20 protein-coding genes and 2 pseudogenes are annotated in these 24458 nt (G+C 61.8%); 10 read left to right on the top strand and 12 right to left on the bottom strand.

Features of this window, described 5'->3' with window-relative positions; genetic code table 11:
• Positions 1-5 precede the first annotated feature (5 nt).
• The 3 genes from C8K66_RS01200 to C8K66_RS01190 form a co-directional block, all read right to left on the bottom strand.
• Positions 6-347, bottom strand: a complete 342-nt coding sequence (locus C8K66_RS01200) for an NAD(P) transhydrogenase subunit alpha (protein ID WP_017845766.1) — start codon at positions 345-347, stop codon at positions 6-8.
• Complete coding sequence (locus C8K66_RS01195; RefSeq protein WP_108524066.1) at positions 344-1483, bottom strand: NAD(P) transhydrogenase subunit alpha; 1140 nt, start codon at positions 1481-1483, stop codon at positions 344-346. The genes C8K66_RS01200 and C8K66_RS01195 overlap by 4 nt, the downstream gene beginning before the upstream one ends.
• Before the next feature lie 63 nt (positions 1484-1546).
• Entirely contained in the window at positions 1547-2929 is a 1383-nt protein-coding gene (locus C8K66_RS01190; RefSeq protein ID WP_017845764.1) for an NAD-dependent succinate-semialdehyde dehydrogenase, read from the bottom strand.
• Between the two features lie 399 nt (positions 2930-3328).
• On the opposite strand from C8K66_RS01190, the gene C8K66_RS01185 reads away from it, so the two are divergent.
• Complete coding sequence (locus C8K66_RS01185; protein ID WP_108524065.1) at positions 3329-5173, top strand: response regulator; 1845 nt, start codon at positions 3329-3331, stop codon at positions 5171-5173.
• A 10-nt stretch (positions 5174-5183) separates the two neighbouring features.
• Here the strand turns inward: C8K66_RS01185 and C8K66_RS01180 are convergent, their stop codons facing one another.
• The 3 genes from C8K66_RS01180 to C8K66_RS01170 form a co-directional block, all read right to left on the bottom strand.
• Complete coding sequence (locus C8K66_RS01180; protein ID WP_017845762.1) at positions 5184-5864, bottom strand: BON domain-containing protein; 681 nt, start codon at positions 5862-5864, stop codon at positions 5184-5186.
• A 126-nt stretch (positions 5865-5990) separates the two neighbouring features.
• Positions 5991-7373 (bottom strand): MBL fold metallo-hydrolase RNA specificity domain-containing protein, encoded by a 1383-nt coding sequence (locus C8K66_RS01175; protein ID WP_046383383.1) that lies wholly within the window; start codon positions 7371-7373, stop codon positions 5991-5993.
• Positions 7374-7408: 35 nt separating this feature from the next.
• Positions 7409-8329, bottom strand: a complete 921-nt coding sequence (locus C8K66_RS01170) for a universal stress protein (RefSeq protein WP_046383382.1) — start codon at positions 8327-8329, stop codon at positions 7409-7411.
• 283 nt (positions 8330-8612) lie between these two features.
• Here C8K66_RS01170 and C8K66_RS01165 point away from each other — a divergent pair, with 283 nt between their 5' ends.
• From C8K66_RS01165 to C8K66_RS01155, 3 genes are all read left to right on the top strand, one after another.
• Positions 8613-9260 (top strand): BON domain-containing protein, encoded by a 648-nt coding sequence (locus C8K66_RS01165; RefSeq protein WP_017845759.1) that lies wholly within the window; start codon positions 8613-8615, stop codon positions 9258-9260.
• Between the two features lie 79 nt (positions 9261-9339).
• On the top strand, positions 9340-11163 hold the full coding sequence (gene ftsH / locus C8K66_RS01160) for an ATP-dependent zinc metalloprotease FtsH (RefSeq protein ID WP_108524064.1): 1824 nt from the start codon (positions 9340-9342) through the stop codon (positions 11161-11163).
• Positions 11164-11196: 33 nt separating this feature from the next.
• Positions 11197-11622: a potassium channel family protein gene (locus C8K66_RS01155; protein WP_046383380.1), complete on the top strand. Its 426-nt coding sequence runs from the start codon at positions 11197-11199 to the stop codon at positions 11620-11622.
• A 3-nt stretch (positions 11623-11625) separates the two neighbouring features.
• On the opposite strand, the gene C8K66_RS01150 is transcribed toward C8K66_RS01155, so the two are convergent.
• The gene (locus C8K66_RS01150) at positions 11626-13995 is read right to left on the bottom strand and encodes a phosphoketolase (protein WP_057004084.1); all 2370 of its coding nucleotides are present in this window, start codon (positions 13993-13995) and stop codon (positions 11626-11628) included.
• Between the two features lie 362 nt (positions 13996-14357).
• Here C8K66_RS01150 and C8K66_RS01145 point away from each other — a divergent pair, with 362 nt between their 5' ends.
• Both C8K66_RS01145 and C8K66_RS01140 read left to right on the top strand, forming a co-directional pair.
• Positions 14358-14987 carry a helix-turn-helix domain-containing protein gene (locus C8K66_RS01145; RefSeq protein WP_017845755.1) on the top strand — a complete coding sequence of 210 codons (630 nt, stop codon included), beginning with the start codon at positions 14358-14360 and terminating at the stop codon, positions 14985-14987.
• Between the two features lie 30 nt (positions 14988-15017).
• Positions 15018-16001 carry a zinc-dependent alcohol dehydrogenase family protein gene (locus tag C8K66_RS01140; RefSeq protein WP_079443758.1) on the top strand — a complete coding sequence of 328 codons (984 nt, stop codon included), beginning with the start codon at positions 15018-15020 and terminating at the stop codon, positions 15999-16001.
• Positions 16002-16014: 13 nt separating this feature from the next.
• Here C8K66_RS01140 and C8K66_RS01135 read toward each other — a convergent pair whose 3' ends face one another.
• The 3 genes from C8K66_RS01135 to C8K66_RS01125 all read right to left on the bottom strand — a co-directional run bounded on the left by C8K66_RS01135 (position 16015) and on the right by C8K66_RS01125 (position 18263).
• Positions 16015-16266 (bottom strand): Lpp/OprI family alanine-zipper lipoprotein, encoded by a 252-nt coding sequence (locus C8K66_RS01135; protein WP_017845753.1) that lies wholly within the window; start codon positions 16264-16266, stop codon positions 16015-16017.
• Between the two features lie 110 nt (positions 16267-16376).
• Entirely contained in the window at positions 16377-17297 is a 921-nt protein-coding gene (locus C8K66_RS01130; protein ID WP_108524062.1) for a universal stress protein, read from the bottom strand.
• 51 nt (positions 17298-17348) lie between these two features.
• Positions 17349-18263 (bottom strand): universal stress protein, encoded by a 915-nt coding sequence (locus tag C8K66_RS01125; RefSeq protein ID WP_017845751.1) that lies wholly within the window; start codon positions 18261-18263, stop codon positions 17349-17351.
• Positions 18264-18451: 188 nt separating this feature from the next.
• Here C8K66_RS01125 and C8K66_RS01120 point away from each other — a divergent pair, with 188 nt between their 5' ends.
• Positions 18452-19354 carry a GGDEF domain-containing protein gene (locus C8K66_RS01120; RefSeq protein WP_017845750.1) on the top strand — a complete coding sequence of 301 codons (903 nt, stop codon included), beginning with the start codon at positions 18452-18454 and terminating at the stop codon, positions 19352-19354.
• A gap of 147 nt (positions 19355-19501) precedes the next feature.
• Entirely contained in the window at positions 19502-20371 is an 870-nt protein-coding gene (locus tag C8K66_RS01115; RefSeq protein ID WP_046383376.1) for an oxaloacetate decarboxylase, read from the top strand.
• A 20-nt stretch (positions 20372-20391) separates the two neighbouring features.
• Here the strand turns inward: C8K66_RS01115 and C8K66_RS31495 are convergent.
• Both C8K66_RS31495 and C8K66_RS31490 read right to left on the bottom strand, forming a co-directional pair.
• Positions 20392-20868, bottom strand: a pseudogene (locus C8K66_RS31495) (methyl-accepting chemotaxis protein); the annotation flags it as partial.
• Between the two features lie 111 nt (positions 20869-20979).
• A pseudogene (locus C8K66_RS31490) lies at positions 20980-21747 on the bottom strand (PAS domain-containing protein); the annotation flags it as partial.
• A gap of 199 nt (positions 21748-21946) precedes the next feature.
• Between C8K66_RS31490 and C8K66_RS01105 the strand changes: the two are divergent.
• Positions 21947-22327, top strand: coding sequence for a RidA family protein (locus tag C8K66_RS01105; RefSeq protein WP_046383374.1), 381 nt, complete (start codon positions 21947-21949; stop codon positions 22325-22327).
• A gap of 139 nt (positions 22328-22466) precedes the next feature.
• Complete coding sequence (locus tag C8K66_RS01100; RefSeq protein WP_108524061.1) at positions 22467-24455, top strand: U32 family peptidase; 1989 nt, start codon at positions 22467-22469, stop codon at positions 24453-24455.
• The last annotated feature ends 3 nt before the right edge of the window (positions 24456-24458 follow it).

Raw genomic sequence — 24458 nt, 5'->3', positions numbered from 1 at the left:
AAACCTCAAACCTTTTCAGGCTTCCGGGTGGCAGAGTGATGAGCTTTGCGCCGCTTGGGTTCCGGCGCGCTGGTCTGGAACATCGCCAGCATTCGGCCCGTGACGGCGTACCCGCCCGCGGCATTCCCCGCGCCCAGCAACACCGCGACAAAACCAGCCGCCTGTTCGGCCACGCTCGCCGCATCGAGCAGGCCGATAAGCCCGCCGATCACCACGATGCCATGGATAAAATTCGAGCCCGACATCAACGGCGTGTGCAGAATCGCCGGGACCCGCCCGATGATGACCCAGCCGGCGAACGCGGCGAGCATGAAAATATAAAGCCCGACGAAGCCAACACTGTTCATGAGGTCTTCTCCTGGGTTGCGGCATCCGCCGGGTTCAGCGAATGCATGAGTTTGCCGGCGTGGGTGAGTACCGTTTGCGCCAGAATCTGATCGTCCCAGTCGATGCTGATGACGTTGTTCTTCAACATCAGCGCCAACAGGTTGAACTGGTTTTTCGCATACAGCAGGCTGGCGTCCTGGCTCAACGATGAGGGCAGATTCAACGGCGCCATCAGGGTTACCCGACCGATCGTGACGGTCTGTCCGGGCACGCAGCCTTCGCAGTTGCCGCCGCCTTCGGCGCCAAGATCGACGATCACCGCGCCAGGCTTCATCCCGGCAAGCTGCGCGGCACAGATCAGGCGCGGAGACGGCCGCCCCGGCACTGCCGCCGTGGTAATGACCAGGTCCGCCTGTTGGATATGCTCCGTCAGCACTTGAGCGACTTGGGTTTTCTCTGCCTCACTCAGCTCCCGTGCATAGCCGCCCTTGCCTCGCGCATCGACCCCGACATCGACAAACTCGGCCCCCAGGGACCGCGCCTGTTCCGCGGTTTCCGGGCGCACGTCGTAGCCCTCCACCACCGCGCCCAGGCGATGGGCAGTCGCGATCGCCTCCAGCCCCGCCACGCCCAACCCCAGGACCAATACCCGCGCCGGCCCCACGATACCCGCCGCGGTGGTGACTTTTGGCAGGATGCGAGACATCTGCACCGAGCCCAGTTGGACCGCATAGTACCCAGACAACGCCGATTGACTGGACAGTGCATCCATCGACTGGGCCCGCGTGATGCGCGGCAGGCGCTCCATGGCAAAACACGTGATTTGGCGCTCCAGTAAACGTTGCACCAAGGCCGGATTCTTCTGCGCATACACAAAACACAGGAGTACCGACCCGGGCTTCATCTTGCCTACGACTTCCAGCGAGGGCGCCTGCACCGCGAGAAGCACATCGGCCTCATGCAGCCACTGTCCGCCACTGGACACGAACAGCACATCCGAATAAGCAGCGTCCGGCAAAAAACTCGCTTCACCCGCCCCCGTCTGCATATGAAGCCTTGCCCCCAGCGCGCATAACTTCGCGCAGAGGCCAGGCACGAGGGCCACACGTCGTTCGTGCGGGTGGGTTTCTTTCAGCACAGCCACATTGACGTACATCGCGCGCTCCGTTGAAGGCACCCGCGCATGGCCGGGCACCCGGAATGTAAACAGGACAAGGCTTCAGACCGGCGCCTGAGCCAACACGTAACGCACCAGTTTTTTATTCACGAACTGCTGGATACCCATGTCGCCCAACTCGCGGCCATAGCCGGAGTCCTTGATGCCGCCAAAGGGCAACTCGGCGTCGCTCCAACTGATGTTGTTGATGAACATCATCCCGGTCTCGACGCGACTTGCCACACGACGCCCCCTGTCCAGGTCACGTGTAAACACCGAGCCGCCCAGGCCGAAGTCGGAGTCGTTGGCCAGGGCAATCGCGGCATCTTCGTCCTTGACGCGGAAAAACAGCGCCACCGGGCCGAAGAACTCATCCCGGAACGCCGGGTTTTCAGGGGCGATGTCGGTGAGAATGGTCGGCGTCATAAAGGCGCCGGGGCGATCGATACGTGTGCCCCCGAGCAGAACCTTCGCACCGTGATCGGTCGCCGTGCGAACCTGCCCGAGCAACTGCACCAATGCCGCTTCCGAAGACAGCGGGCCCAGGGTCGTCGCTTCGTCCATGGGATCGCCGGGTTTCAGCGCCGCGAGTCCGGCCTGAAAGCCCTTCAGGAACGCATCGGCGACCTTATCCACGACAATGAAGCGTTTTGCCGCGCAACAGGTCTGCCCGCAGTTGTACATCCGCCCCCAGATCGCCCATTTGACGGCCAGCTCCAGGTCGGCGTCTTCCAGCACAATGAACGCGTCGCTGCCGCCCAGCTCCATGGAAGACGGTTTCAGGTTCTGCCCGGCCCAGGCCGCCAGGCTGCGGCCCGCGGCGACACTGCCGGTCAGTGCAACCCCGCGAACACGCGGGTCATCGACCACCTGTCTGGACTGTTCATGGGAGATCGACAAGTTGGTATAAAGCCCGGCAGGCGCGCCGGCTTCGAGCAGGATTTGCTCGAAGGCCATCGCGCATTGAGGCACGCAACCGGCATGCTTGATCACCAGCACGTTGCCTGCCATCAAATGCGGACCGGCCACGCGAGCCAACTGATAGAACGGAAAGTTCCACGGTTCGACCCCGAAGATCACGCCGATGGGGCTGCTCTCCATGTGCGCCTCGCCTTGGCTCGGCTCCAGCGCTTGCGGGGCCAGGAAGCGTTCCGCGTTCTTGGCGTAGTACGCCATGATATCGGCGCTGAATTTGACTTCGCCTCGGGCCTCGTCGATGCGCTTGCCCATTTCCAGCGTGATCTTACGGGCCAGGGCATCGAAGCGCTGATGCATCAATTCACCGGCCTTCGCGATGATCGAGGCGCGCTGGGCATACGTTGTGTGTTTCCACGTCGCATAGCACTGCGCCGCAGCCGCCAGTTTGTGCTCCAGTTGCTCAGCCGTCAGCGTATCGAATTGTGCGAGCAACTCGCCGTTGTATGGATTGATCGTTGTATAAGCCATAACGGTTGCCTTCCCATGAGATTGAGTTAACCAACGTCAACCGGCTACCTTCAGCCGCCGTCCCCACGAACCGGCATTACGTTGGCCTGAATGCATTCAGCTGGCTAGCGTCGGAAACTACTTACGTCTGCCCCCTTGAGCCCGGGCCAGGGCCTGAAGAACGGGCACTCTAACGGTGCCGTCGGCGCACTTCGTTGGCGCAAAGCGCGGTGATGTGAACCGAAAGGCGGCCTGAACAAGGCGCTCAGCGTGAACGGCCTGCTCGCTCGCGATCAACCGAGCGGTTTAGAACCGTCGGGGCTCGGTAAATACTTACATAGATCAATTAAGCCGCCTTACAAACTGCATAGGATTGCGCATCAGGCAATACGACTTTGCGTCTTGTCAGGAGGGGTAATCATGCAAGTCAAGCAATCCATGTCGGAAGATGTGTTGCCACGTCAGGCATCAGGCCCGGCATCGGCCTACTGTCCTCTCCCCGCTGAACGGTTGGGCGGCATCGATCAGAAACTTCGCCAGACCGCGCAATTGGTTTCACTCATCGTCGGGCAGCTTGAGGCCTGTGAATTCGACCCCGCGACACCGGCGCGCAGGGTGCTTGAACAATTGGATGCCACGCTGGAGAAATTGTTGAGTCGATTCGGGCTCGACCAACCCGCCCCCGCGACAGACTATGATCGCCACGCAGCGGTGGATTTCCCCATACAGGCCCTCTTCAAGGCATTGGCTCAAGACTTTTTGCCGTTGGCCGCCGCCCAGCACCGCAACCTGCGGATCGTGCCGTGTTCGTCGTGGGTCAGGAGCCTTCCCGATTGCCTCAGGCAACTCTTGAGCGGTCTGCTTGCCAACATCATGGACAGTACCAGTACGCTGCGCCTGACACTGGGCTGCAGGCGCCACTCGGAGTGGCTGAGCATCGAGCTGTGGTTCGCGGGCTGCAAAAGCCGCGACGACGCCTTGCGTATCGTGTCGATGCCTGTCTATGAGGCTTCGTTGCCGGGTGCCTGTGGCAAGCCTGCCCTTCGCTCGATAGCGGAACTCAGCGCGATGCTGGGTTTACAGCTTCAGGTCAAAACCGCCGACGAACGCGCGACGCTGATCTCCATCAGCGCGCCGTTATCGCCGTCAGTCGTTCAGCCCGGCGCGCGCAGGCAACAGAACGCTCGAGCGCTGGGCATGGCTCGCACGTGCCTGCTGTTGATCGTGGAACCGGACGCCCTGCTAGGCGATATGCTCAGTTGCGGTTTGGGGGCGCTGGGCTATCGAACGGCAGCGGTGCGCGATAGCGTCGCCGCGTTGGAATGGATCGCGCGCTCGGGCATTCAACCGGACCTGATCTTGACCGAGCATGTGCTCGAGCGGTCCTCGGACGGTGTCCAACTGGTGCAAAAGATTCGCGATCAATTCAGTCGAGCCACACCCGCGGTCATATTAACCGCCGAGACGAAAAAGCAGGTTTCCCAGTCCGCCCTGACCGCCGACTGCATGCTCCTTCGCAAACCGGTGAGCCTGAACCTGCTGCGCGTCACCCTCGCCAGTGCATTGAGTACACACGCCGAAGTACACGCTGTTCACGCCATGCCCCCGTCGCGCCAACCCGTTATTTACGTGGTGGACGACGACGCCGTGCTGCGCAGCGACTTGCGCACGCTATTGGAGTCGGAAGGTTACCTGGTGCGCGACTACGGCGCTGCCGAGCAGTTTCTCGACAGTTATACCGCTGACCAACCGGGCTGCCTGATCATTGATGCGCGCCGCTCGGGCATCAGCGGGCTTGAGACGGTGGCCCGTCTTAAAGCACAGGGCGACGAGTTGCCCGTTCTGATGATCAGTTGCAACAGTCGCGTTGCCGATGTCGTCGATGCGATGAAGGCTGGGGTATGCGACTTCATTGAAAAGCCGTTTCGTTATCAGCAGCTGTTAACCAGCGTAAAGAAAGCGTTGGCCAGCCAAGTCGCAACCGAGAGTTCCCAGGTCCTTCGCAAGGCTGCGATTGACCATATCAACCACCTCACCGCACGGCAGCGCCAGATTCTGGCGATGGTGCTGGACGGTCATCCGAGCAAAAACATCGCTGCCAACCTGGGGATCAGTCAACGGACAGTGGAAAAGCACCGAGCGTCGATCATGAGCAGGACCGAAGCCAGGTCAATTCCCGAACTCGCCCGCATCGCCCTGGCAGCCGGCGAAAAAACACTCTCGGCGGCTGCCAATGACAAACGCAATGGACTCATCGGCGGGTAATCGCGGACGGTTATGTCGAACCCGGCGATTCAAGGCCGCTGGGCGATACCATCAGATTGTCGACAACCTTCTGCACACCCGCAGTGCCCGATGCCGTCAACCGCGCCATATCCCGCTCCGGGAGCGATCCGACAACCCCCGAGAGCGTGACTTCCCCACCTTCCACACGCACGTCGATAGCGTGGGCATCGATGATCGCCTTGCGGCGAAACGCTGATTCGATATCGGTCTTGATGGTTTGCGCAGAGGCATGGGCCTTGACGACGATATCGTTACTGATCCCCTTGATCCCTTGCAGATAGCGCACCGCATAGCCGGCCGTCTGGCGCTGATGCTCAGAGTCCACTTCTCCGCTGAGCACCAGCCAGCCATCGGTCACGCTGACTTTGACGCGGTGGTCCGCCAGCGAGGTATTCCATTGCAATGCGGAAACGGCGGCCGCGACGAGATCGCTGTCGGTCCGCACATGACTGGAAGGCAGCACGACATCGATCTGGTTGAGCAGATCCACGACACCGGCGACATGTGCGACCGCCTGTTCCGCGTGCCAGCGCTCGGCGTGACTGGCGACATTGCCGGAAAGCGTGACGATGCCATCGGACACTTGAACCAAAATCTGATCGGCTTTAAGTGCCAGGTCCCAATTCAGTTCTTCGATCACCTGTTGCCTAAGCTTTTCATCGGTATTCATAAAAAAGCTCCAGAGTTTTTCAAAAGTCTCAATCAGCCAAAGCGTATCCGGTTGCGATGTTTTTCAGCAGGTCGGAAAGTACCCATCCTTGGCGCGGGAGCGGTGATTCAGGCGCGTTTTTTCGCCCTAGACCGGCAAAGGCTGCGCGACCGCCGGCAGTTCGACACTGTCCCGATACTCCGGCACCGACACCGACCAGCCCAGTTCCTGGCTGATGCGCCGCCGCAGCACGTCCGAGGCGTTCGGCTCGCCGTGTACGACGTAGGTGTGTTTCGGCGCACGCTTGAAGCCGCGCAGCCACTGCATGATTTCATCGGCATCGGCGTGCGCGGACAGGGTTTGCATCGGCACCACCTCGGCGTTGATCGGCACGTCCTGGCCGTGGATACGCACCGACGGCACACCCGCGACAATCTGCGCGCCACGTGTGCCGCCGGCCTGAAAGCCTGGCACCAACAGGGTGTTGAGCGGGTTGGGCGCCAGCGCCTTGAGGTGGTGCAGCACCCGCCCACCGGTGGCCATGCCACTGGCGGCAATGATGATCGCGGGGGTGCGCTGCTGGTCCAGGTCAATCGACTGTTGCACGGAACACACAAAGTGCGTGCCATCGCACATACCCTGGCAGTCCTCCAGCGACAGCCGATGCTCAGAGCGAAAACGCTGGTACAGGCGGGTGACCTCGGTGGCCATCGGGCTGTTGAGGTAGATCGGCAGGTCCGGGATCGCATGCTGTTGTTTGAGTCGATACAGGTGATACATCAGCAGTTGCGCGCGCCCCACCGCAAACGACGGCACCAGGGTGATGCCGCGCCGCAGCGCCGTGCGGTTGATCACGTCCGCCAGTTGCTGTTCGGGAGGCTCAGCGGGGTGTCGACGATCGCCGTAGGTGGATTCCACCAGCAGGTAATCGGTCTGCTCGATGGTTTCCGGGGCGAACATCAGGGGATCGTTTGGCCGCCCCAGGTCGCCGGAACACACCAGCGTGACGCCATCGGCGACGACTTCGACCGTCGCCGCGCCAAGAATATGCCCGGCGTCACGCAGCAGGATGGTCAAGCCCGGCGCGATCGCGACCCGGTGGTGCAGCTCGATCGGCCGCAGCAGCTTCAACGCGCGCTCGGCGTCCTGTTCGGTATAGAGCGGCAGCGCCGGGTCGTGCTTGGAGAAACCATGCCGATTGGCGAATTCGGCCTCTTCTTCCTGCAGGCGGCCACTGTCGCGCAGGAGGATTTTCGCCAGCTCGCAGGTGGCCGGCGTGGCATACACCGGCCCGCGATAGCCGTTGCGCACCAGTACCGGCAGGTAGCCGCTGTGGTCCAGGTGGGCGTGGGTCAACACGATGGCGTGCAGGTCTTGAACCGGCAGCTGGAACGTGTCCCAGTTGTGCAGGCGCAATTGCTTATAGCCCTGGAACAGGCCGCAATCGATCAGTACGTGCAGGTCGCGATGCTCCAGCAAGTACTTGCTGCCGGTGACCGTACCGGCCGCCCCGAGAAATGTCATACGCATGGCTATGTCCTTGAGGTCTCATGGGATCGGTGGTTTCAGTCAACCCAGGGTGATGGCTTGACGATCATCAAACTGCAGGAGGTGCGGTTCAGCACACTCTCGGCGGTGCTGCCGATCAGCCGGTCAAGCTTGTCGCGATAGACCGTGCCTAGCACCACCACGTCGAATGCATTGCGCCGGGCGAACAAGCTGATCACTTTGTGCGGAATGCCGGTCAGCACATGTTGGCGTTCCTGCTCGACCCCATAGCGTTCGGCGAGCACATCGAAGGCTTCCACCTGCGCGTCATTGACCGCCTCGCCCAAACTGCTATCCAGGCTTTGGGTCGGCACGCTCGTGGGGGTATCGCCCACCACCGACCAGTTGCTGACATTGAGCAGGTGCAGATGGGCATCACACACATGCGCCAATGTCGAAGCCAGTTCGAGCACGCGCTCGTTCAGCCCGTATGTCAGTTCTTCGAGGTGCGACAGGTCAATGGCCGCGAGTACTTTCAACGGTTTGGGGTGCCTGGCGTCGGTGACCAGGTGCAGGCAGGCCGGACAATCGCGCAACAACAGCCAATCCAGGGGTTGATGGAAGGTCCGGTCAAGGGCCGAGACGTGCTGGACGTCCTTGATCACCAGGTCGGCGTGAAAGTCGTTCACATACGCCAGCACGTGCGCCAGGTTGGGTTTGGCCCACACCACTTCACAGCTGACCGCCAGCCCCGCACGCCGTTGAAAGCGCACTTGCTGCTCCAACCAGTGGCGATGGACCTGCAGGTAGCCTTCCCTGGCCCGGGCCATCGCGTCATGGTCAAACAGGCCGGCCACCTCCAGCGATGCGACATAATCAAACGCCACAATGTGCAACAACGCGCCGGTTGCAATGGCCAGTGCCTGAGCCCGGTCAAAGGCCGGGGTGCGTGTCATCTCCGAGGGTGCAATCAATAAAATACGTTTGAGTGGCAGCATTAGATACCTCGGCCTGGGCGCATGTAATCACCTGACAGCAACCCGACGTCCTAGCGAGTAGCGTGGTGCCCTGTTGTTGTGACTGAAAACCGTCGGTCAAGTATCTGGCGCCATAGGGCGCGCGCTCTGATCTTTGTCAACTAATGGCTGGCTTTCAAACAATGAGTGAATCACTCAGGCCTTGTTGATATAGCTCAATGATTTTCCGTGGTTCGAGCGTAGAAACCAGTGACTGGCCACTCTCGGCCCGTCATCAGCCACGAATTCGATTGAGGACACCATCATGAGCGACTTGAGTTTGCGCAAAGCCATTATGGAAGAGCTTGAATTCCAACCGCAGATCGATGCAGCCAGCATCGGTGTTGCCGTGGAAAACGGCGTTGTCACGCTCACCGGACATGTCAGTAGCTATGAACAGAAGGTCTGCGCCGAGCGCGCGGTAAAAGGCATCAAAGGCGTGCGCGCAGTCGCCGAGGAGATCCAGGTGCGCCTGCACAAAGGCGCCGGAACCGCGGACGACACCATCGCCTCCCGCGCCCTGAGCATCATCAACTGGAGCGCCGACGTACCGGCGAATGCGGTTAAGGTCATCGTTCAGAACGGCTGGATCACCCTCGAAGGCCAAGTCGACTGGCAGTACCAGAAAGAAACCGTAGAGAAGGCGGTGCGCAAGCTGTCCGGCGTGCTTGGAGTGGATAATCGGCTGACCCTGAGCCCGCGGGTAGACATCGTCGATATCCGCAAACGCATCGAAGATGCGCTCAAACGCAATGCTGAAGTGGACGCCAAGGATATTCATGTCAGGGTCGACGGTGATGTGGTCCGGCTCGACGGCAAGGTTCACCTGTGGCGCGAGCGCAAGCTCGTAGAACGGGCAGCCTGGTCGGTGCCGGGCGTCACGCGGGTGGAAGATCACCTGCTGCTCGCCTGAGGTGATGCAGGCTCCAGTGCGCCGACTGGGGCATCCAACGTTTGTGTCTGCCTTGCGTGCCCTTTTTTGAGTCAAGGTCATGAAAAAGAACCATCAGTGGAACCTGTCTTACTTTCTGACCGCGTTTGTCGTGTTCACCGTTGTGCAGTTTCTATGGACGGAACACCGCGTGGTGCAAAGCATTCCGTACAGTCAGTTTCTGCAGTTGCTGAACGAGCAGAAAGTCAGCGACCTGCAGGTCGAGAAAGACCAGATCAGCGGCAAGCTGCAAGTGCCGATCGACGGCCATAACCTGTTCACGACGGTGCGGGTCGACCCGACGTTGGCCACCAGCCTGGCGCAGTCGGGCGCGAGCTTCACCGGGGTCACTGACAATACCTTTTTAAGCGGCCTGCTGGGTTGGCTGCTGCCTTTTATGCTGATCATGGTGGTCTGGCACTTTTTGTTTCGCGGCGTCGCGGAAAAACAGGGCCTGGGCGGGCTGATGAACATCGGCAAGTCCCGGGCCAAGGTGTTTGTCCAGCGCGACACCGGGATCACCTTCGCGGATGTCGCCGGCATCGACGAAGCCAAGGCCGAACTGGTGGAGATCGTCTCGTTCCTCAAGGACAAGGCCAAGTACGCACGGCTGGGCGCGCATATTCCCAAAGGCACGCTGCTGGTCGGTCCGCCGGGCACCGGCAAGACCCTGGTGGCCAAAGCCATCGCCGGCGAAGCCGGGGTGCCGTTTTTCTCGATCTCGGGCTCGGAATTCGTCGAGATGTTCGTCGGCGTCGGCGCCGCGCGGGTCCACGATCTGTTCGAACAGGCGCGCCAAGCGGCGCCGTGCATCATTTTCATCGATGAACTGGATGCCCTGGGCAAGATGCGTGGCGTCGGTGTAATGGGCGGCAATGACGAAAAGGAACAGACCCTCAACCAGCTCCTGGCCGAACTGGACGGCTTCGATCCCCGCGAGGGTGTGGTGCTGCTCGCCGCAACCAATCGCCCGGAGATTCTCGACCCGGCGCTGCTGCGTGCCGGCCGGATCGACCGCCAGGTGTTGATCGATCGCCCTGACCGCAAGGGGCGGCAGGCGATTCTCAAGGTCCACCTGCAGAAAATCACCGTGGACAAGGCCCTCGACAGCGAGCGCATTGCCGACATCACCACCGGTTTCACCGGCGCCGACCTGGCGAACCTGGTCAACGAAGCGGCGATTGTCGCCACCCGCCGTGGCGCCGACACGGTCGGCCTGGACGACTTCACCGCGGCCGTGGAACGCCTGATCGCGGGCATCGAACGCAAGAGCAGCGTGCTGCGCCCCGAAGAACGCCAGGTGGTGGCGTACCACGAGATGGGCCATGCACTGGCGGCGAGCCACCTGCCGGCCATGGACCCAGTACACAAGGTGTCCATCGTGCCGCGCGCCATTGGCTCGTTGGGCTACACGCTGCAGCGCCCGACGGAGGACCACTTCCTGATCAGTTGCCAGATGCTCAAGGACCGCATCGTCGTGCTGATGGCCGGCCGCGCCGCCGAATTTCTGATATATGCTCAGACGTCCACCGGGGCCGCCGATGACCTGGCCCGTGCGACCGATATCGCCCGGCAGTTGGTGACCCGCTTCGGCATGAGCGCCGAACTGGGGCAGTCGGTGCTGGAGCGACAAAACATGACCTACCTGGGTGAGCAGATGCAGAGTACGGGGCAGAAAGATTATTCGGAACAGACCGCCAGGGAAGTCGACCTGTGTATACGCGGCCTGCTCGACGAGGCCTACGCCCGCGCCAAGAGCCTACTCCAGGCACATCGCGCCGACCTGGAGGCCGGCGCGCGCCTGTTGATGGAAAAGGAAAGCCTGACCCCAGAGGACTTCCCCGCGCTGCTGCCAATGAAACCCGTGCCGGTCGCCGCAGGTTGAGCGTCGCCCTGAAACCACGCACTGAGGCTCGCCATGCTGGCCGTCACGCTGATTAATACGCTGGTGGTCATCATCGCCGTGGTCATTCATTACGAATGCCTGTTGCGCCTGAACGACTGGTTGCCGCGGCTCAAGGTCTGGAGCCGCTTCAGGATGGTCATCGGAGTATTCGGTGCCCTGCTCGCCCACGCGATCGAAGTCTGGTGCTTCGCCTTGGTCTATTACCTGATGACACGCGACGGCGAGTGGGGCAGCCTGTCGGGCCAGTTCGATGGCTCGTTCATGGACTGCGTGTACTTTTCCTTCACGACCTACACCACCATCGGTTTCGGCGACATCACCCCCATGGGCCACATCAAGTTCCTGACCGGCCTGCAAGCGCTGACCGGTCTGGTGCTGATCACGTGGACGGCGTCCTTTCTGTTCCTGGAAATGCAGAAGTACTGGAAGAACAAGTAGCCCCTAGCCGGCCGGGGTCCATTGCCAGTTCAGCACCTCGGGCAGGTCTTCGCCGTGTTCGATCAGGTACAGCTTGTGTTTCTCCATCATCGCCCAGTAGCGCGCCTGCGCGGTGTGGCGTTGCTCGTGCAGCCGGGGCACGCGCTCGATGACGTCCAACGCCAACCGGTAGCGATCCAGGTTGTTGATCACCGCCATATCGAACGGGGTGGTGGTGGCGCCCTCCTCGATGAAGCCGCGCACATGGAAGTTGTCATGATTGGTGCGTTTGTACAGCAGCCGATGCACCAGCGCCGGGTAGCCGTGGAAGGCAAAGATCACCGGTTTGTCGGTGGTGAACAACTCATCGAAGGCGGCATCCGCCAGGCCATGGGGATGCTGCGATGACGACTGCAGCACCATCAGGTCCACCACATTGATGACCCTGACCCGCAGATCCGGCACGTATTCGCGCAGCAATGTCACGGCGGCCAGAGTTTCCAGGGTCGGTACGTCGCCGGCGCAAGCCATGACCACGTCCGGCTCCTGATCATCGCGGCAGGCCCAGTCCCAGCGGCCGATGCCTGCCAGGCAATGGCGCACGGCCGCGTCGATATCCAGCCACTGCCACTCCGGCTGCTTGCCCACCACGATGACATTGATGTAATTGCGGCTACGCAGGCAGTGATCCGCCACCGACAGCAGGCAGTTGGCATCCGGCGGCAGGTAGATGCGCGCCACGTCGGACTTCTTGTTCGCCACCAGGTCGATGAAGCCGGGGTCTTGATGAGAGAACCCGTTGTGGTCCTGGCGCCAGACATGGGACGTCAGCAGCAGGTTGAGCGACGCCAGCGGCTTGCGCCAGGGCACGTCGGCCGCAGTTTTCAGCCACTTGGCATGCTGGTTGACCATCGAATCGACGATATGGATGAACGCTTCGTAACACGACAGCAGGCCATGACGCCCGGTGAGCAGGTAGCCTTCGAGCCAGCCCTCACACACGTGTTCGCTGAGAATCTCCATGACCCGGCCATCCGCCGCCAGGTTCACGTCGTCGGCCTCCAACGGGTCCATCCACGCCTTGGCGCTGACCTCGTACACGGCGTCCAGGCGATTGGAGGCGGTTTCATCCGGACCGAACAGGCGGAAGTTGGCGGCGCCCTGTGCGTTTTTCATCACGTCGCGCAAAAAGCTGCCCAATACCCGGGTCGCCTCGGCACGCAGGCAACCGGGGGCCGGCAGGGCTACCGCGTAGTCGGTAAAGCGTGGCAAGTCGAGCGTGCGTAATACCAGCCCGCCGTTGGCGTGCGGGTTGGCGCTCATGCGGCGGTGCCCGGTGGGCGCCAGCGCGGCGATTTCCGGGAGCAAGGCGCCGTCGGCATCGAACAGTTCGTCGGGACGGTAGCTGTTCAGCCATTCCGCCAGCTGCTGCACATGCCCCGGCGCCTGAAAGTTGGCCAACGGCACTTGGTGGGCACGCCAGGTGCCTTCGACCCGACAGCCATCGACAAATTTCGGCCCGGTCCAGCCCTTGGGCGTGCGCAATACCAGCACCGGCCACAGCTGGCGCTCCGGCGTCTCGGCCCGCCGGGGCTGGCGCGCCGCGTGCTGAATCTCGCGGATTTTCAGCAGCATGGTGTGAAGGGTGCGGGCAAGCTCCTGATGCACCTGCGCCGGGTCATCGCCTTCGACGAAGTACGCATCGTAACCATAGCCGTACAACAGCGCCGACAGTTCATCTTCGCTGATCCTGGACAGGACCGTCGGGTTGGCGATCTTGTAGCCGTTGAGGTGCAGGATCGGCAGCACTGCCCCATCGCGCGCGGGGTTGATGAATTTGTTGGAGTGCCAACTGGCGGCCAGCGGGCCGGTTTCGGCCTCGCCGTCGCCGATCACGCAGGCGACGATCAGGTCCGGGTTATCGAAGACCGCGCCATAGGCGTGCGCCAGGCAGTAACCCAGCTCGCCGCCTTCATGGATCGAGCCTGGGATTTGCGCCGAAACGTGGCTGGAAATCCCATAGGGCCAGGAAAACTGCCGAAACAGCCGCAGCAGGCCATTGGCATTGCGCTCCACCGAGGGATAACACTCGGTGTAGGTGCCTTCCAGGTAGGTCTGCGCGACCACCGCCGGCCCGCCATGCCCGGGGCCGGCGACAAAGAGCATGTTCAAGTCGTACTGGTTGATCAGCCGATTGAGGTGCGTATAGAGCAGATTCAGCCCCGGCGTGGTGCCCCAATGCCCCAACAGGCGCGGTTTGATGTGCGCCAGGGTCAAGGGTGTCTTTAACAACGGGTTGCTCTTGAGGTAGATCTGCCCGACCGCCAGGTAATTGGACGCCCGCCAATACGCGTCCAGCCCTTCCAGCTCCTCTGCACTCAAAAAATCGCTCATACACCCCTCCGTCAAGGCTCGACCCGTGGATTGTCGTTCGTCGATTCTGGGTGCCTCAACTGCGCGAGGCTTGATGTATATCAAGTCTTAAAGCCGGCGCTGAAGCTCAATTGAAACAGGAGCTCGGGATATTGAGCAAAAGCGCTGGCAGCGCATTTTCCTCGTTCTCTCTATCACTCAGGCACATGCCTGGACGGAGCGCATGCATGAATGCCCATCACCTGCGTTTAGTCGGTCGCTCGACGGTGCTACCGCACACCTCTTGCCCCAGACCGGCAATCCCCCCCAAAACGGCATGTTCCGGTTGCGGCGTGTCGGCATGCAGCTTGCCGATCGGTCTCGATAGTCCGGACGTGTCCCACTTGGATGCGTTGGTGGTGCAACGCTTCAAGGTCAAAAAAGGCGCAGCTTTATTCCGTACCGGCGACCCCTTGCGTTCGCTGTATACGGTTCGCACCGGCTCGTTCAAGACCGGCATCGTGTCTGTCGATGGCCGTGAACAAGTGACCGGCTTTCAACTCTCCGGCGATATGCTCGGCCTGGACGCCATCAGTGACGATGCACACGCCTGCACGGCGGTCGCCCTTGAGGACAGTGAGGTCTGCCCCATCCACTTCGCCCATCTGGAGAGCCTGGCGCGCAACCTTCCGTCGCTGCAGCACAACCTCACGCGGCTGCTGAGCCGTGAAATCGTGCAGGATCACACCCTGCTGATGCTGATGGGCAACATGAGCTCGGATGAACGCCTGGCCGCGTTCCTGCTGAACCTGTCGCAACGCTTCAGCTCACGCGGGTATTCGGCCAGGCACTTTGTGCTGAAAATGCGCCGTGAGGAAATCGGCTCCTACCTGGGCTTGCGCCTGGAAACCATCTGCCGCGGCATCGCGCACCTGCGCGACCAGGGGTTGGCGCAGATCGTCGGCCGCAACGTCACGATCCTGGACCTGGAAGGTCTCAAGCGTCTGGTCGCGGGCTGCCGCCGACCGATCTAGCATTACCGCCCGAACACCTGGAGATTCGTCATGCGTGCGATGGTTCTGCACACCCCCGGCCAGCCGCTGCAACTGGAGCAGCGCCCGATCCCGACACCCGGAAGCGGGCAGCTGTTGATCAAGGTCCTGGCCTGTGGCGTGTGCCGTACCGACCTGCACCTGGTCGACGGCGAGTTGCCGCAAGCGCAACTGCCACGGGTGCCAGGCCATGAAATCGTCGGTGAAGTGACGGCCGTGGGCGCCACGGTCGGGGCTGACTGGATCGGCCGCCGTGTCGGGGTGCCGTGGCTCGGCTGGACCTGCGGCGAGTGCGCTTTCTGTCGATCGGGCCGGGAAAACCTCTGCGATCAGGCGCTGTTCACCGGCTGCAATCTGGACGGCGGCTACGCTGAATACACGGTGGCGGACGAACGCTTCTGCCTGCCGATTCCCGACACACTGTCGGACGTTCAAGCCGCGCCCCTGTTGTGTGCCGGCCTGATCGGCTTTCGCGCCTTGCAAATGGCCGCGGACGCCGCCCACCTGGGGCTTTACGGCTTCGGTGCGGCCGCCCATCTGGCGATCCAGGTGGCGCTGGGCCGCGGGCAACAGGTGTACGCGTTCACCCGCCCGGGTGACAGCGCAGGCCAGGCCTATGCACGCTCATTGGGCGCTGTGTGGGCCGGGCCTTCGGACCAACTGCCGCCGCACCTGCTGGATGCCAGCCTGATATTCGCCCCGGTCGGAGCGCTTGTACCGCTGGCATTGGCCGCCACCGTCAAGGGCGGCTGTGTGATTTGCGCCGGGATTCACATGAGCGATATTCCGGCCTTCCCCTATCGACTGCTATGGGGCGAGCGCAGCGTGCGTTCAGTGGCGAACCTGACCCGACAGGACGGCACGGCGTTCTTTCAAACCGTGCAGCACACGCCGGTCCACTGCGACATCACCCGCTTCGCCCTGGAAGACGCCAATCAGGCACTCGCGCACCTGCGCAGCGGGCAGTTCAACGGCGCGATCGTGCTGACCCCATAACACGCAGCAGCGGCTATTTGCGGGTCGCGCTGGTCAGCATATGGATCGCTCTCTCGTTGGCTTCGTCAGCGGTGCGCTGGGCCTGGTTGGCCAGCGCCATCGCCTGCTCCGCCTTGAGGTAGGCTTCGTCAGCGCGCAGGCGCGCCGTGGCGGCATTGTTTTCCGCGGAGTCCAGGCGAGCCTCAAGCTCCTTGACATGTTGACTGCACCCGGCGGACGTTGCCAATACCAGCGCCAACAGTGAAACGGACAGGTAGCGGTTCATGGTGTTTCCCCTCGATTCATCGCGGTAAGAAATCAACAACGCACATTTTCAGTATCCGGCGTGAGCCCGCCGAGCCTCTGACCTTTGTCAATAAAGGATCAGCGGCCGGGCTAGCCCTTGACGTCGCTTCCCGGCTGGCGGATCGCTAAAATGCTGCCCGGCACCGAATACAGCGCCCGTTCGGTGTTGCTGCCGATCAGTCGGTCGAGCCCGACCCGGTGAGCAGTCCCCATGACCACCACGTCGGCCTGGAATTGCTCGACAAACTCCTGAATCACCGGCACTGGCTGGCCCATGACAAAGTGCCGTCTTTCCGGCGGTACGCCATAACGGTCGGCCAAGGTCACGAACGCCTGGTGCAACGACTGGCGCAGCTCTTCGGCGAAGTCCACGTTCCAACCGCCCATGGCCATCGGCGCATCACCGTTGAATGCCGGTGACAGGTCATAGGCGTACAACAGATGCAGCGGCGCATCGCATTGCAGGGCCATGGAGTAGGCGCACTGAATGATGGTGTCGTTCAGACCGCTGATCTGCGTGCCGGGCTCGAACGGATCGACGGCCGCCACCACGCGATGGGGCAAACCGTAGCGCGCCTGGCTCACCAGATGCAGGGGGGTCGGGCACTCGCGCAGCAGGTGGCAATCGAGCGGGGTGATGAATATGCGCTTGAGAACCGGCTCCAGCTTCACGTCCTTGATCACCAGGTCCGGGTTCAGATCGGCGATCGTGCGCAGGATCTCCAGCACAGGGTGGGTGGTGAAGAGCAATTCAACCGTCACCTTCAGCCCGTTACCGCCCAGGCGCTGGACTTCGTCGATCAGCCAATCGCGATAGCGGTGCAGGTAGTCCTGAAAAGCCGACTCATCGACGTGTTCTTCCCACAAATGAATGATCGGCGCAGGTTCGATAAACGCCCTGATATCGAGCGCCGCGCCGCTGGCCTTGGCCAGGGCCACCGCGCGCAGCAGCGCCGGGGAGTGATACAACGAACGGTCGGTGATCAGCAACAGACGTTGATATTGGCTCATTTCGCACCTCGTCGGGCACCGGTTGGTCCTGGCGCCAGGTTCAATCCTTCATCAACTGCGCGTCGGTTTGATCGCCCACATACTGCACGGCGCGTGGTGCAGCAGGCTTTCGGCGGTAGTGCCCAACAGCTTGTTCAAGCCCCAGTGCTGCACGGTGCCCATAACGATGATGTCGATCTGGTGATCGCGGGCGAAGTCGCAAATGTTGAAGAGCGGCGTGCCCTCGATAAAGTGCCGATGCTCGACGGGAATCCCCTGGCGCTCGGCCAACGCGGCAAACGCCTCATGCTGGGCTTCATTCAACGACTCATAGAGCCCGGCGGCCAGGGGCACCGCGCCGAAGCCCATGTCCTTGGCATACACCGCGGCCCAGTCGTACACATGCAGCAACTCGAGCTGGGCCTGGCATTGCGCGGCCAGCTTGACCGCCGCTTCGACAATCTGGTCGTTGAATATCTGATCCTGCTCCTCGCTGCGCAACACATCGACAATCGCCAGCACCTTGCGTGGCAACGGGTGGCGCGAGTCGGTGACCAGATGCACCGGCACCGGGCAGTCGCGCAGCAGTTGCCAATCCAGCGGGGTGAAGAACACCCGTTTCAACGCCGGCTCTTCCTCGGCATCCTTGATGATCAGGGCCAGCGACATCTCGTTGACGAAATGCAGGATTTCCTCATAAGGATGATGCACCCAGACCACCTCGCTGGTGACCTCGACCCCGCGCTGGCGCATCACCTCGGCCTGCTCGGCGAGCCAGTGGCGATGGGTGTCCAGGTACCCTTCCCGGGCCCGATTGATCTGTTCGGGCGCGAACAGCCCGGCGATCGCCAGGGCCTGCAAATAGTCGAATGCCACGATATGCAACGGCAACTGCATCGCGCGCGCCAAGGCAGCTGCACGATCGAACGCCGGTGTGCGGGTCATGGACGAAGGGGCAATCAACAGTAAACGCTGAGTCTGCAACATGGGGGCACCTCGGCACGCGGCCATCTGATTCGGTGGATAGGCCTTCAGATTGAGCGTTCCGGCTCAGCGGCTACTTGATCTTTATCAGTTGGTGCCCGCAAAAGTTGATTTTCATCAACAGCCGCCAGGCCCCTTGCCCCTAGCCTGCATCAAGACTTGCAGCGTCACCGGCTCCGTCGGAGGGCACCATGATCGAAGATGAGCAGCAAGTGTTGGTGAGGGCGTTGGACGCGGCGACAAACCCGGTGCTGATCACCGAGAGATCGGGTTGCATTGTGTGGATCAACCGAGCGTTCAGCCTGTTGAGTGGCTATTCCAAGCTGGAGCTGGTCGGCAAAACCCCGCACCTTTTGTCGTCGGGACGGCAAACCACCACGTTCTATCGGGAACTGTGGATGACCATCATGGCGGGCCTGACCTGGCAGGGTGAGATGGTCGAGCGCCGTAAGGACGGCTCCAACTGTACGATCAATCAGGTCATTACCCCGGTGCTCGACCCGCAGGGCGTGGTCACGCACTTCATCGCGATCCTGCACAACTTCAAGGTGATGGACGAAGAACGTGCGCGCATGCAACAACTGGCGTTCCATGACGGACTGACCGGCTTGCCCAACCGCAGCCTGTTTCTGAGCCTGCTCAATCAAGCGATGAGTCATGCCACCCAGCAGCAACAGCCGCTGGCGTTGATGTTTATCGACCTGGACCGTTTCAAAGCGGTCAACGACACCCATGGGCATGCGTGCGGCGACAAGTTGCTGGTGGCGGTGGCCGAACGCCTCAGCCAGTCGGTGCGCAGGTCCGATGTCGTCGGCCGTTTGAGCGGCGATGAATTTGCGATCCTGGTGACCGGCATGGACCACGCCAGGCAGGTCGAGGTGTTGGCCGATAAATTGATCGGCGCAATCAACCAGCCGTTCATGATCGATGCCCACCGCCTGAACACACACATCAGCGTCGGCATCAGCCTGTATCCATGGGACGGGGCAAGCGTCGAGCAACTGCTCGCACGGGCCGACGACGCGATGTACCAGGCTAAACGACGCGGTGGCAGCGCCTGTCATTTCAACCTGCTTAGCCAGCCTGCCGACTGAACGGCGCACACCTCGCGCCCACCGTATGTGCGGTGGGCATAGCCCATTCTCAAACGTCATAATCCTGGGTTTTGTGGCGTGGTAATCTCTGACGACTATGAATAGGCATTGATCGTCAGTCGACAATGACCAGAACCAGGAAAGATCATGCCCAAAGTGTCCCACTCAGCCCTGCGTCGTAATTTCCGTGAACTGCTTGCTACGCCACTGTGCGTTGAGACGGCCTCTGTGTTCGACCCGATGTCGGCGCGTATCGCCGCCGACCTGGGCTTCGAAGTCGGCATTCTGGGGGGCTCGGTCGCTTCGCTGCAGGTACTGGCGGCACCCGATTTTGCGTTGATCACCTTGAGTGAGTTCGCTGAACAGGCCACCCGGATCGGCCGCGTTGCGCAGTTGCCGGTGATTGCCGATGCCGACCACGGCTATGGCAATGCCCTGAATGTCATGCGTACCGTCGCGGAGCTGGAACGCGCAGGCGTAGCGGCACTGACGATTGAAGACACGCTGTTGCCGGCGCAGTTCGGGCGCAAATCGACCGATCTGATTTCCATCGAGGAAGGCATCGGCAAAGTCAGGGCCGCCCTTGAAGCACGGGTCGACCCCGAGCTGTCCATCATCGCCCGCACTAACGCGAAGGTGTTGCCGACCGAGGCCGTGATCGAACGCACCCTGGCCTATGAAAAAGCCGGTGCCGATGGGATCTGCATGGTGGGTGTCAGCGACTTCGAGCACCTTGAGCAGATTGCGCAACAACTCACGGTGCCCTTGATGCTGGTGACCTACGGCAACCCGAAACTCAATGACAGCCAGCGCCTGGCAAGCCTGGGAGTACGCATCGTGGTGGCCGGCCACGGCGCCTACTTCGCGGCGATCAAGGCCACCTACGACAGCCTGCGCGCCCAACGTCAGCTCACCCACAGCACCTCGAACCTCAGTGCCACCGAGCTTACTCACACCTACACCCTGCCGGAGAGCTACGTGGCCTGGGCCAAAGAGTTCATGGATGTAGAGGAGTGAGACTGACCCCGGGTGCGCGTCTAGCCGACCCAGCCGACAGCGGTTTTCGGAACCACCTCCGACTCATCCAGCTTTGACGCAAACATGCTCACGGCTTGCACCGCATCGCTGGTGCTGGTGCGGATCTGCAGAATTACCGAACCCGCCTGGTCGGCCAGGCTGACGCCACGTTGCGCGCCTTCCTGGGTCGCGCTCATGCTGGCGACCGCGTCACGGGTTTCCGACAGAATCAGACCGATCATCTCGGCAATCTCGGCCGTCGAACGGCTGGTACGCCCCGCCAGTTGCCTGACCTCATCGGCCACCACCGCAAAACCACGGCCCTGATCGCCTGCGCGCGCGGCCTCGATGGCGGCGTTGAGCGCCAGTAGGTTGGTCTGGTCGGCAATACCGCGAATGGTATTGACGATCGCAGTGATCTGCTCGGAACGATCGCCCAGTTGCCCCACCAGACGTGCCGAGGCGCCGATGTTTTCGGCAATGCGGCGCATTTCACTGGCGGTTTCGTGGATCACCTGGGTGCCATGTTCGGCGAATCGCTCGGTTTCCGAGGAGATATGGTAAGCGCGGGAAGCACCGCGTGAATCCTCCTCGAACTTCTCGACGCGCTCGCTGATGTCGCTGGCGAACTTGACGATTTTGATCAGCTTGCCGTCGCCGTCATACACCGGGTTGTAACTCGCTTCCAGCCACACCACGCGGCCGTGCTTGCCGATACGCTTGAATTGCCCGGTGAAGAATTCACCATTGTTCAAGCGCCGCCAGAAGTCGGCGTACTCAGGGCTGTTGACCTGGGTCGGTTCGCAAAACATACGGTGATGTTTGCCTTTGAGTTCCGTCAGTGAATACCCCATGACCGCGAGGAAATTCTCGTTGGCATCGAGCACTTGCCCGTTCAAGTCGAACTCGATCACCGCCATCGCCCGGTCCAGCGCAGCCAGCTTGCTGCGGGTCGCCGCCTCCTGCTCCACTTTGCGCGTGACGTCGAGGGCGTACTTGACCACTTTCACGACCTGGCCACGCTCATCCAGCACCGGGTTGTAGCTGGCCTCCAGCCAGATGATCTTGCCGTGGGCGTCCACGCGTTTGAATGTGCCCGAGACGAACTTGCCGGCCCTGAGTTCCTGCCAGAACTCGGCATAGGCAGGGCTGCTGGTCAGCGCCGACGGGCAAAAATCACGGTGGGTCTTGCCGGCCAATTGAGCGCTGCTGTAACCCAGGGTTTTCATAAAGTTGTCATTGGCGCGCAACACCTTGCCATTGAGGTCGAATTCGACCACGGCCATGGAGCGCTCAAGCGCGGCAATCAATCCTTGGTATTCAGCGACTTCGGCCCTCCTGGCCGCCAGTTCTGTTTTTAGTGTGTGATTGAACATGACGTAGCCTCAGCCGTGCGTGGAATCGGGGGTTATCTCCTGCGCTATCGGCCAATAAATACCGGACTTGACCGATGAAAAATAAATATCATTTGACGTCAAATACCCGTCGCTCGCCACGCCTGCAACGCCGAAGAGTACTGATCCTCGCGCCCCCTGTGTTTAAATTGGCGGCCCTTTTCCCTGCCAAGAGAACGTCATGGCCAACCACGACCTGTCCTTCACCCCTGATCCGGATGCCGACTCGATTTCCTCCGACGTGATCGGCTTCAACGGCATCCTGGTCTCCACCCAGATCCCGACCCGCGCCGACGGCAGCCTGGAACTGGGCGACATCACCGCGCAAAGCGAATGCACCCTGCAAGCCCTGAAAGTCGCCCTTGAACGCGCCGGCAGTTCCATGGACCGGGTGATGCACCTGACCATCTACCTGACCGACATGGCCGACCGCGCGGCGTTCAACGAGGTCTACAAGCGCTTCTTCGCCAAGCCGTGGCCGGTGCGTGCCGCAGTTGGCGTGGCGGCCCTGGCGGTGGAAGGCATGCGCGTGGAAGTCACCGCGATGGCCGCCAAGGCCTGAACCCGCGTCGATTGAAACACCCGTCATTGGCCTGGCACCTTGCAGGACAAGCCCGCCGGCGGCCCTGCGGTAGGTGCCGGTCAGGCGTTTCACGGCTACAATGCGCGCCTCGACCGTGACAAGCCTGACTAAAAAAACTATGTCCTTGCCCAAGCATCACCTGGAATTGCTCAGCCCTGCCCGCGATGTCGCCATCGCGCGCGAGGCCATCCTGCATGGCGCCGACGCCATCTACATCGGCGGCCCAAGCTTCGGCGCCCGCCACAACGCCTGCAACGAGGTCAGCGATATCGCGCAGTTGGTCGAATTCGCCCGGCGCTACCACGCCCGCGTCTTCACCACCCTCAACACCATCTTGCATGACAACGAACTGGAACCGGCGCGCAAGCTGATCCATCAGCTCTACGACGCTGGCGTCGACGCGTTGATCGTGCAAGACCTGGGCGTGATGGAGCTGGATATCCCGCCGATCGAGCTGCACGCCAGCACCCAGACCGACATCCGCACCCTGGGCCGCGCCAAATTTCTCGACCAGGCCGGCTTCTCGCAACTGGTATTGGCCCGCGAGCTGAACCTGCAGGAAATCCGCGCCATTGCCGATGAAACCGATGCCGCTATCGAGTTCTTCATCCACGGCGCCCTGTGCGTGGCGTTCTCCGGGCAGTGCAATATCTCCCACGCGCAGAACGGCCGCAGCGCCAACCGCGGCGACTGTTCCCAGGCGTGCCGCCTGCCGTACACCCTCAAAGACGATCAAGGCCGCGTCGTCGCCTTTGAAAAGCACCTGCTGTCGATGAAAGACAACAACCAGAGCGCCAACCTGCGCGCCCTGGTCGATGCCGGTGTGCGCTCGTTCAAGATCGAAGGGCGCTACAAGGACATGGGCTATGTGAAGAACATCACCGCCTATTACCGCCAGCGCCTCGACGAGATCCTCGAAGACCGCCCCGACCTGGCCCGCGCTTCCAGCGGCCGGACCGCGCATTTCTTCCTGCCCGACCCGGAAAAGACCTTCCACCGGGGCAGCACCGATTATTTCGTCAGCGACCGCAAGATCGACATCGGCGCCTTCGACACCCCGACCTTCACCGGCCTGCCGGTGGGCGTGGTGGAAAAAGCCGGCAAACGCGACCTGCAAGTGGTCACCCATGAGCCGCTGTCCAACGGCGACGGCCTGAATGTGCTGGTCAAGCGCGAAGTGGTGGGTTTTCGCGCCAATATCGCCGAGGCCAAGGGCGAGTTCGAGGAAGACGGCGAGAAGCGCTACCGCTATCGCGTCGAGCCGAACGAAATGCCGGCCGGCCTGCATCAGTTGCGCCCCAACCACCCGCTGAACCGCAACCTCGACCACAACTGGCAACAGGCGCTGCTCAAAACCTCCGCCGAGCGCCGGATCGGCCTGTCGTGGGTCGCCCGACTGCGCGAAGAGCGCCTGGAGCTGAACGCCACCAGCGAAGAAGGCATCACCGCCAGCGTCGCCCTGCCCGGCCCGTTCGGCGCGGCCAACAAGCCGGAACAGGCGCTGGACACCCTGCGTGACCTGCTCGGCCAACTGGGCACCACCGAATACCACGCCACCGCCATCGAGCTGGATGCGCCGCAGGCATTCTTCATCCCCAACTCGCAGCTCAAGGCCGCGCGCCGTGAAGTGATCGAAGCGCTGACAGCGGCGCGCATCGACGCTCACCCGCGTGGTGGGCGCAAGGCCGAAACCAGCCCGCCGCCGGTGTACCCGGAAGCGCACCTGTCGTTCCTGGCCAACGTGTATAACCAGAAGGCCCGGGATTTCTACCACCGCCACGGCGTGAAACTGATCGACGCGGCCTTCGAAGCCCACGAAGAAACCGGTGAAGTGCCGGTGATGATCACCAAGCACTGCCTGCGTTTCTCGTTCAACCTCTGCCCCAAACAGGCCAAGGGCGTGACGGGGGTGAAGACCAAGGTTGCGCCGATGCAGTTGATCCATGGCGATGAAGTGCTGACCCTGAAATTCGACTGCAAGCCTTGCGAAATGCATGTGGTGGGCAAGATCAAGGGGCACATCCTCGGGTTGCCGCAGCCAGGCAGCGTGGTCGGCTACATCAGCCCGGACGATCTGCTCAAGACCATCCCGCGCGCGCCGCATTGATCG

The sequence above is a fragment of the Pseudomonas sp. GV105 genome (assembly GCF_003058185.1).
In the GTDB taxonomy this organism is placed as follows: domain Bacteria; phylum Pseudomonadota; class Gammaproteobacteria; order Pseudomonadales; family Pseudomonadaceae; genus Aquipseudomonas; species Aquipseudomonas veronii.
Note: the sequence above shows the minus strand (reverse complement) of the source record. Positions and strands in the feature narration are given on the sequence as shown.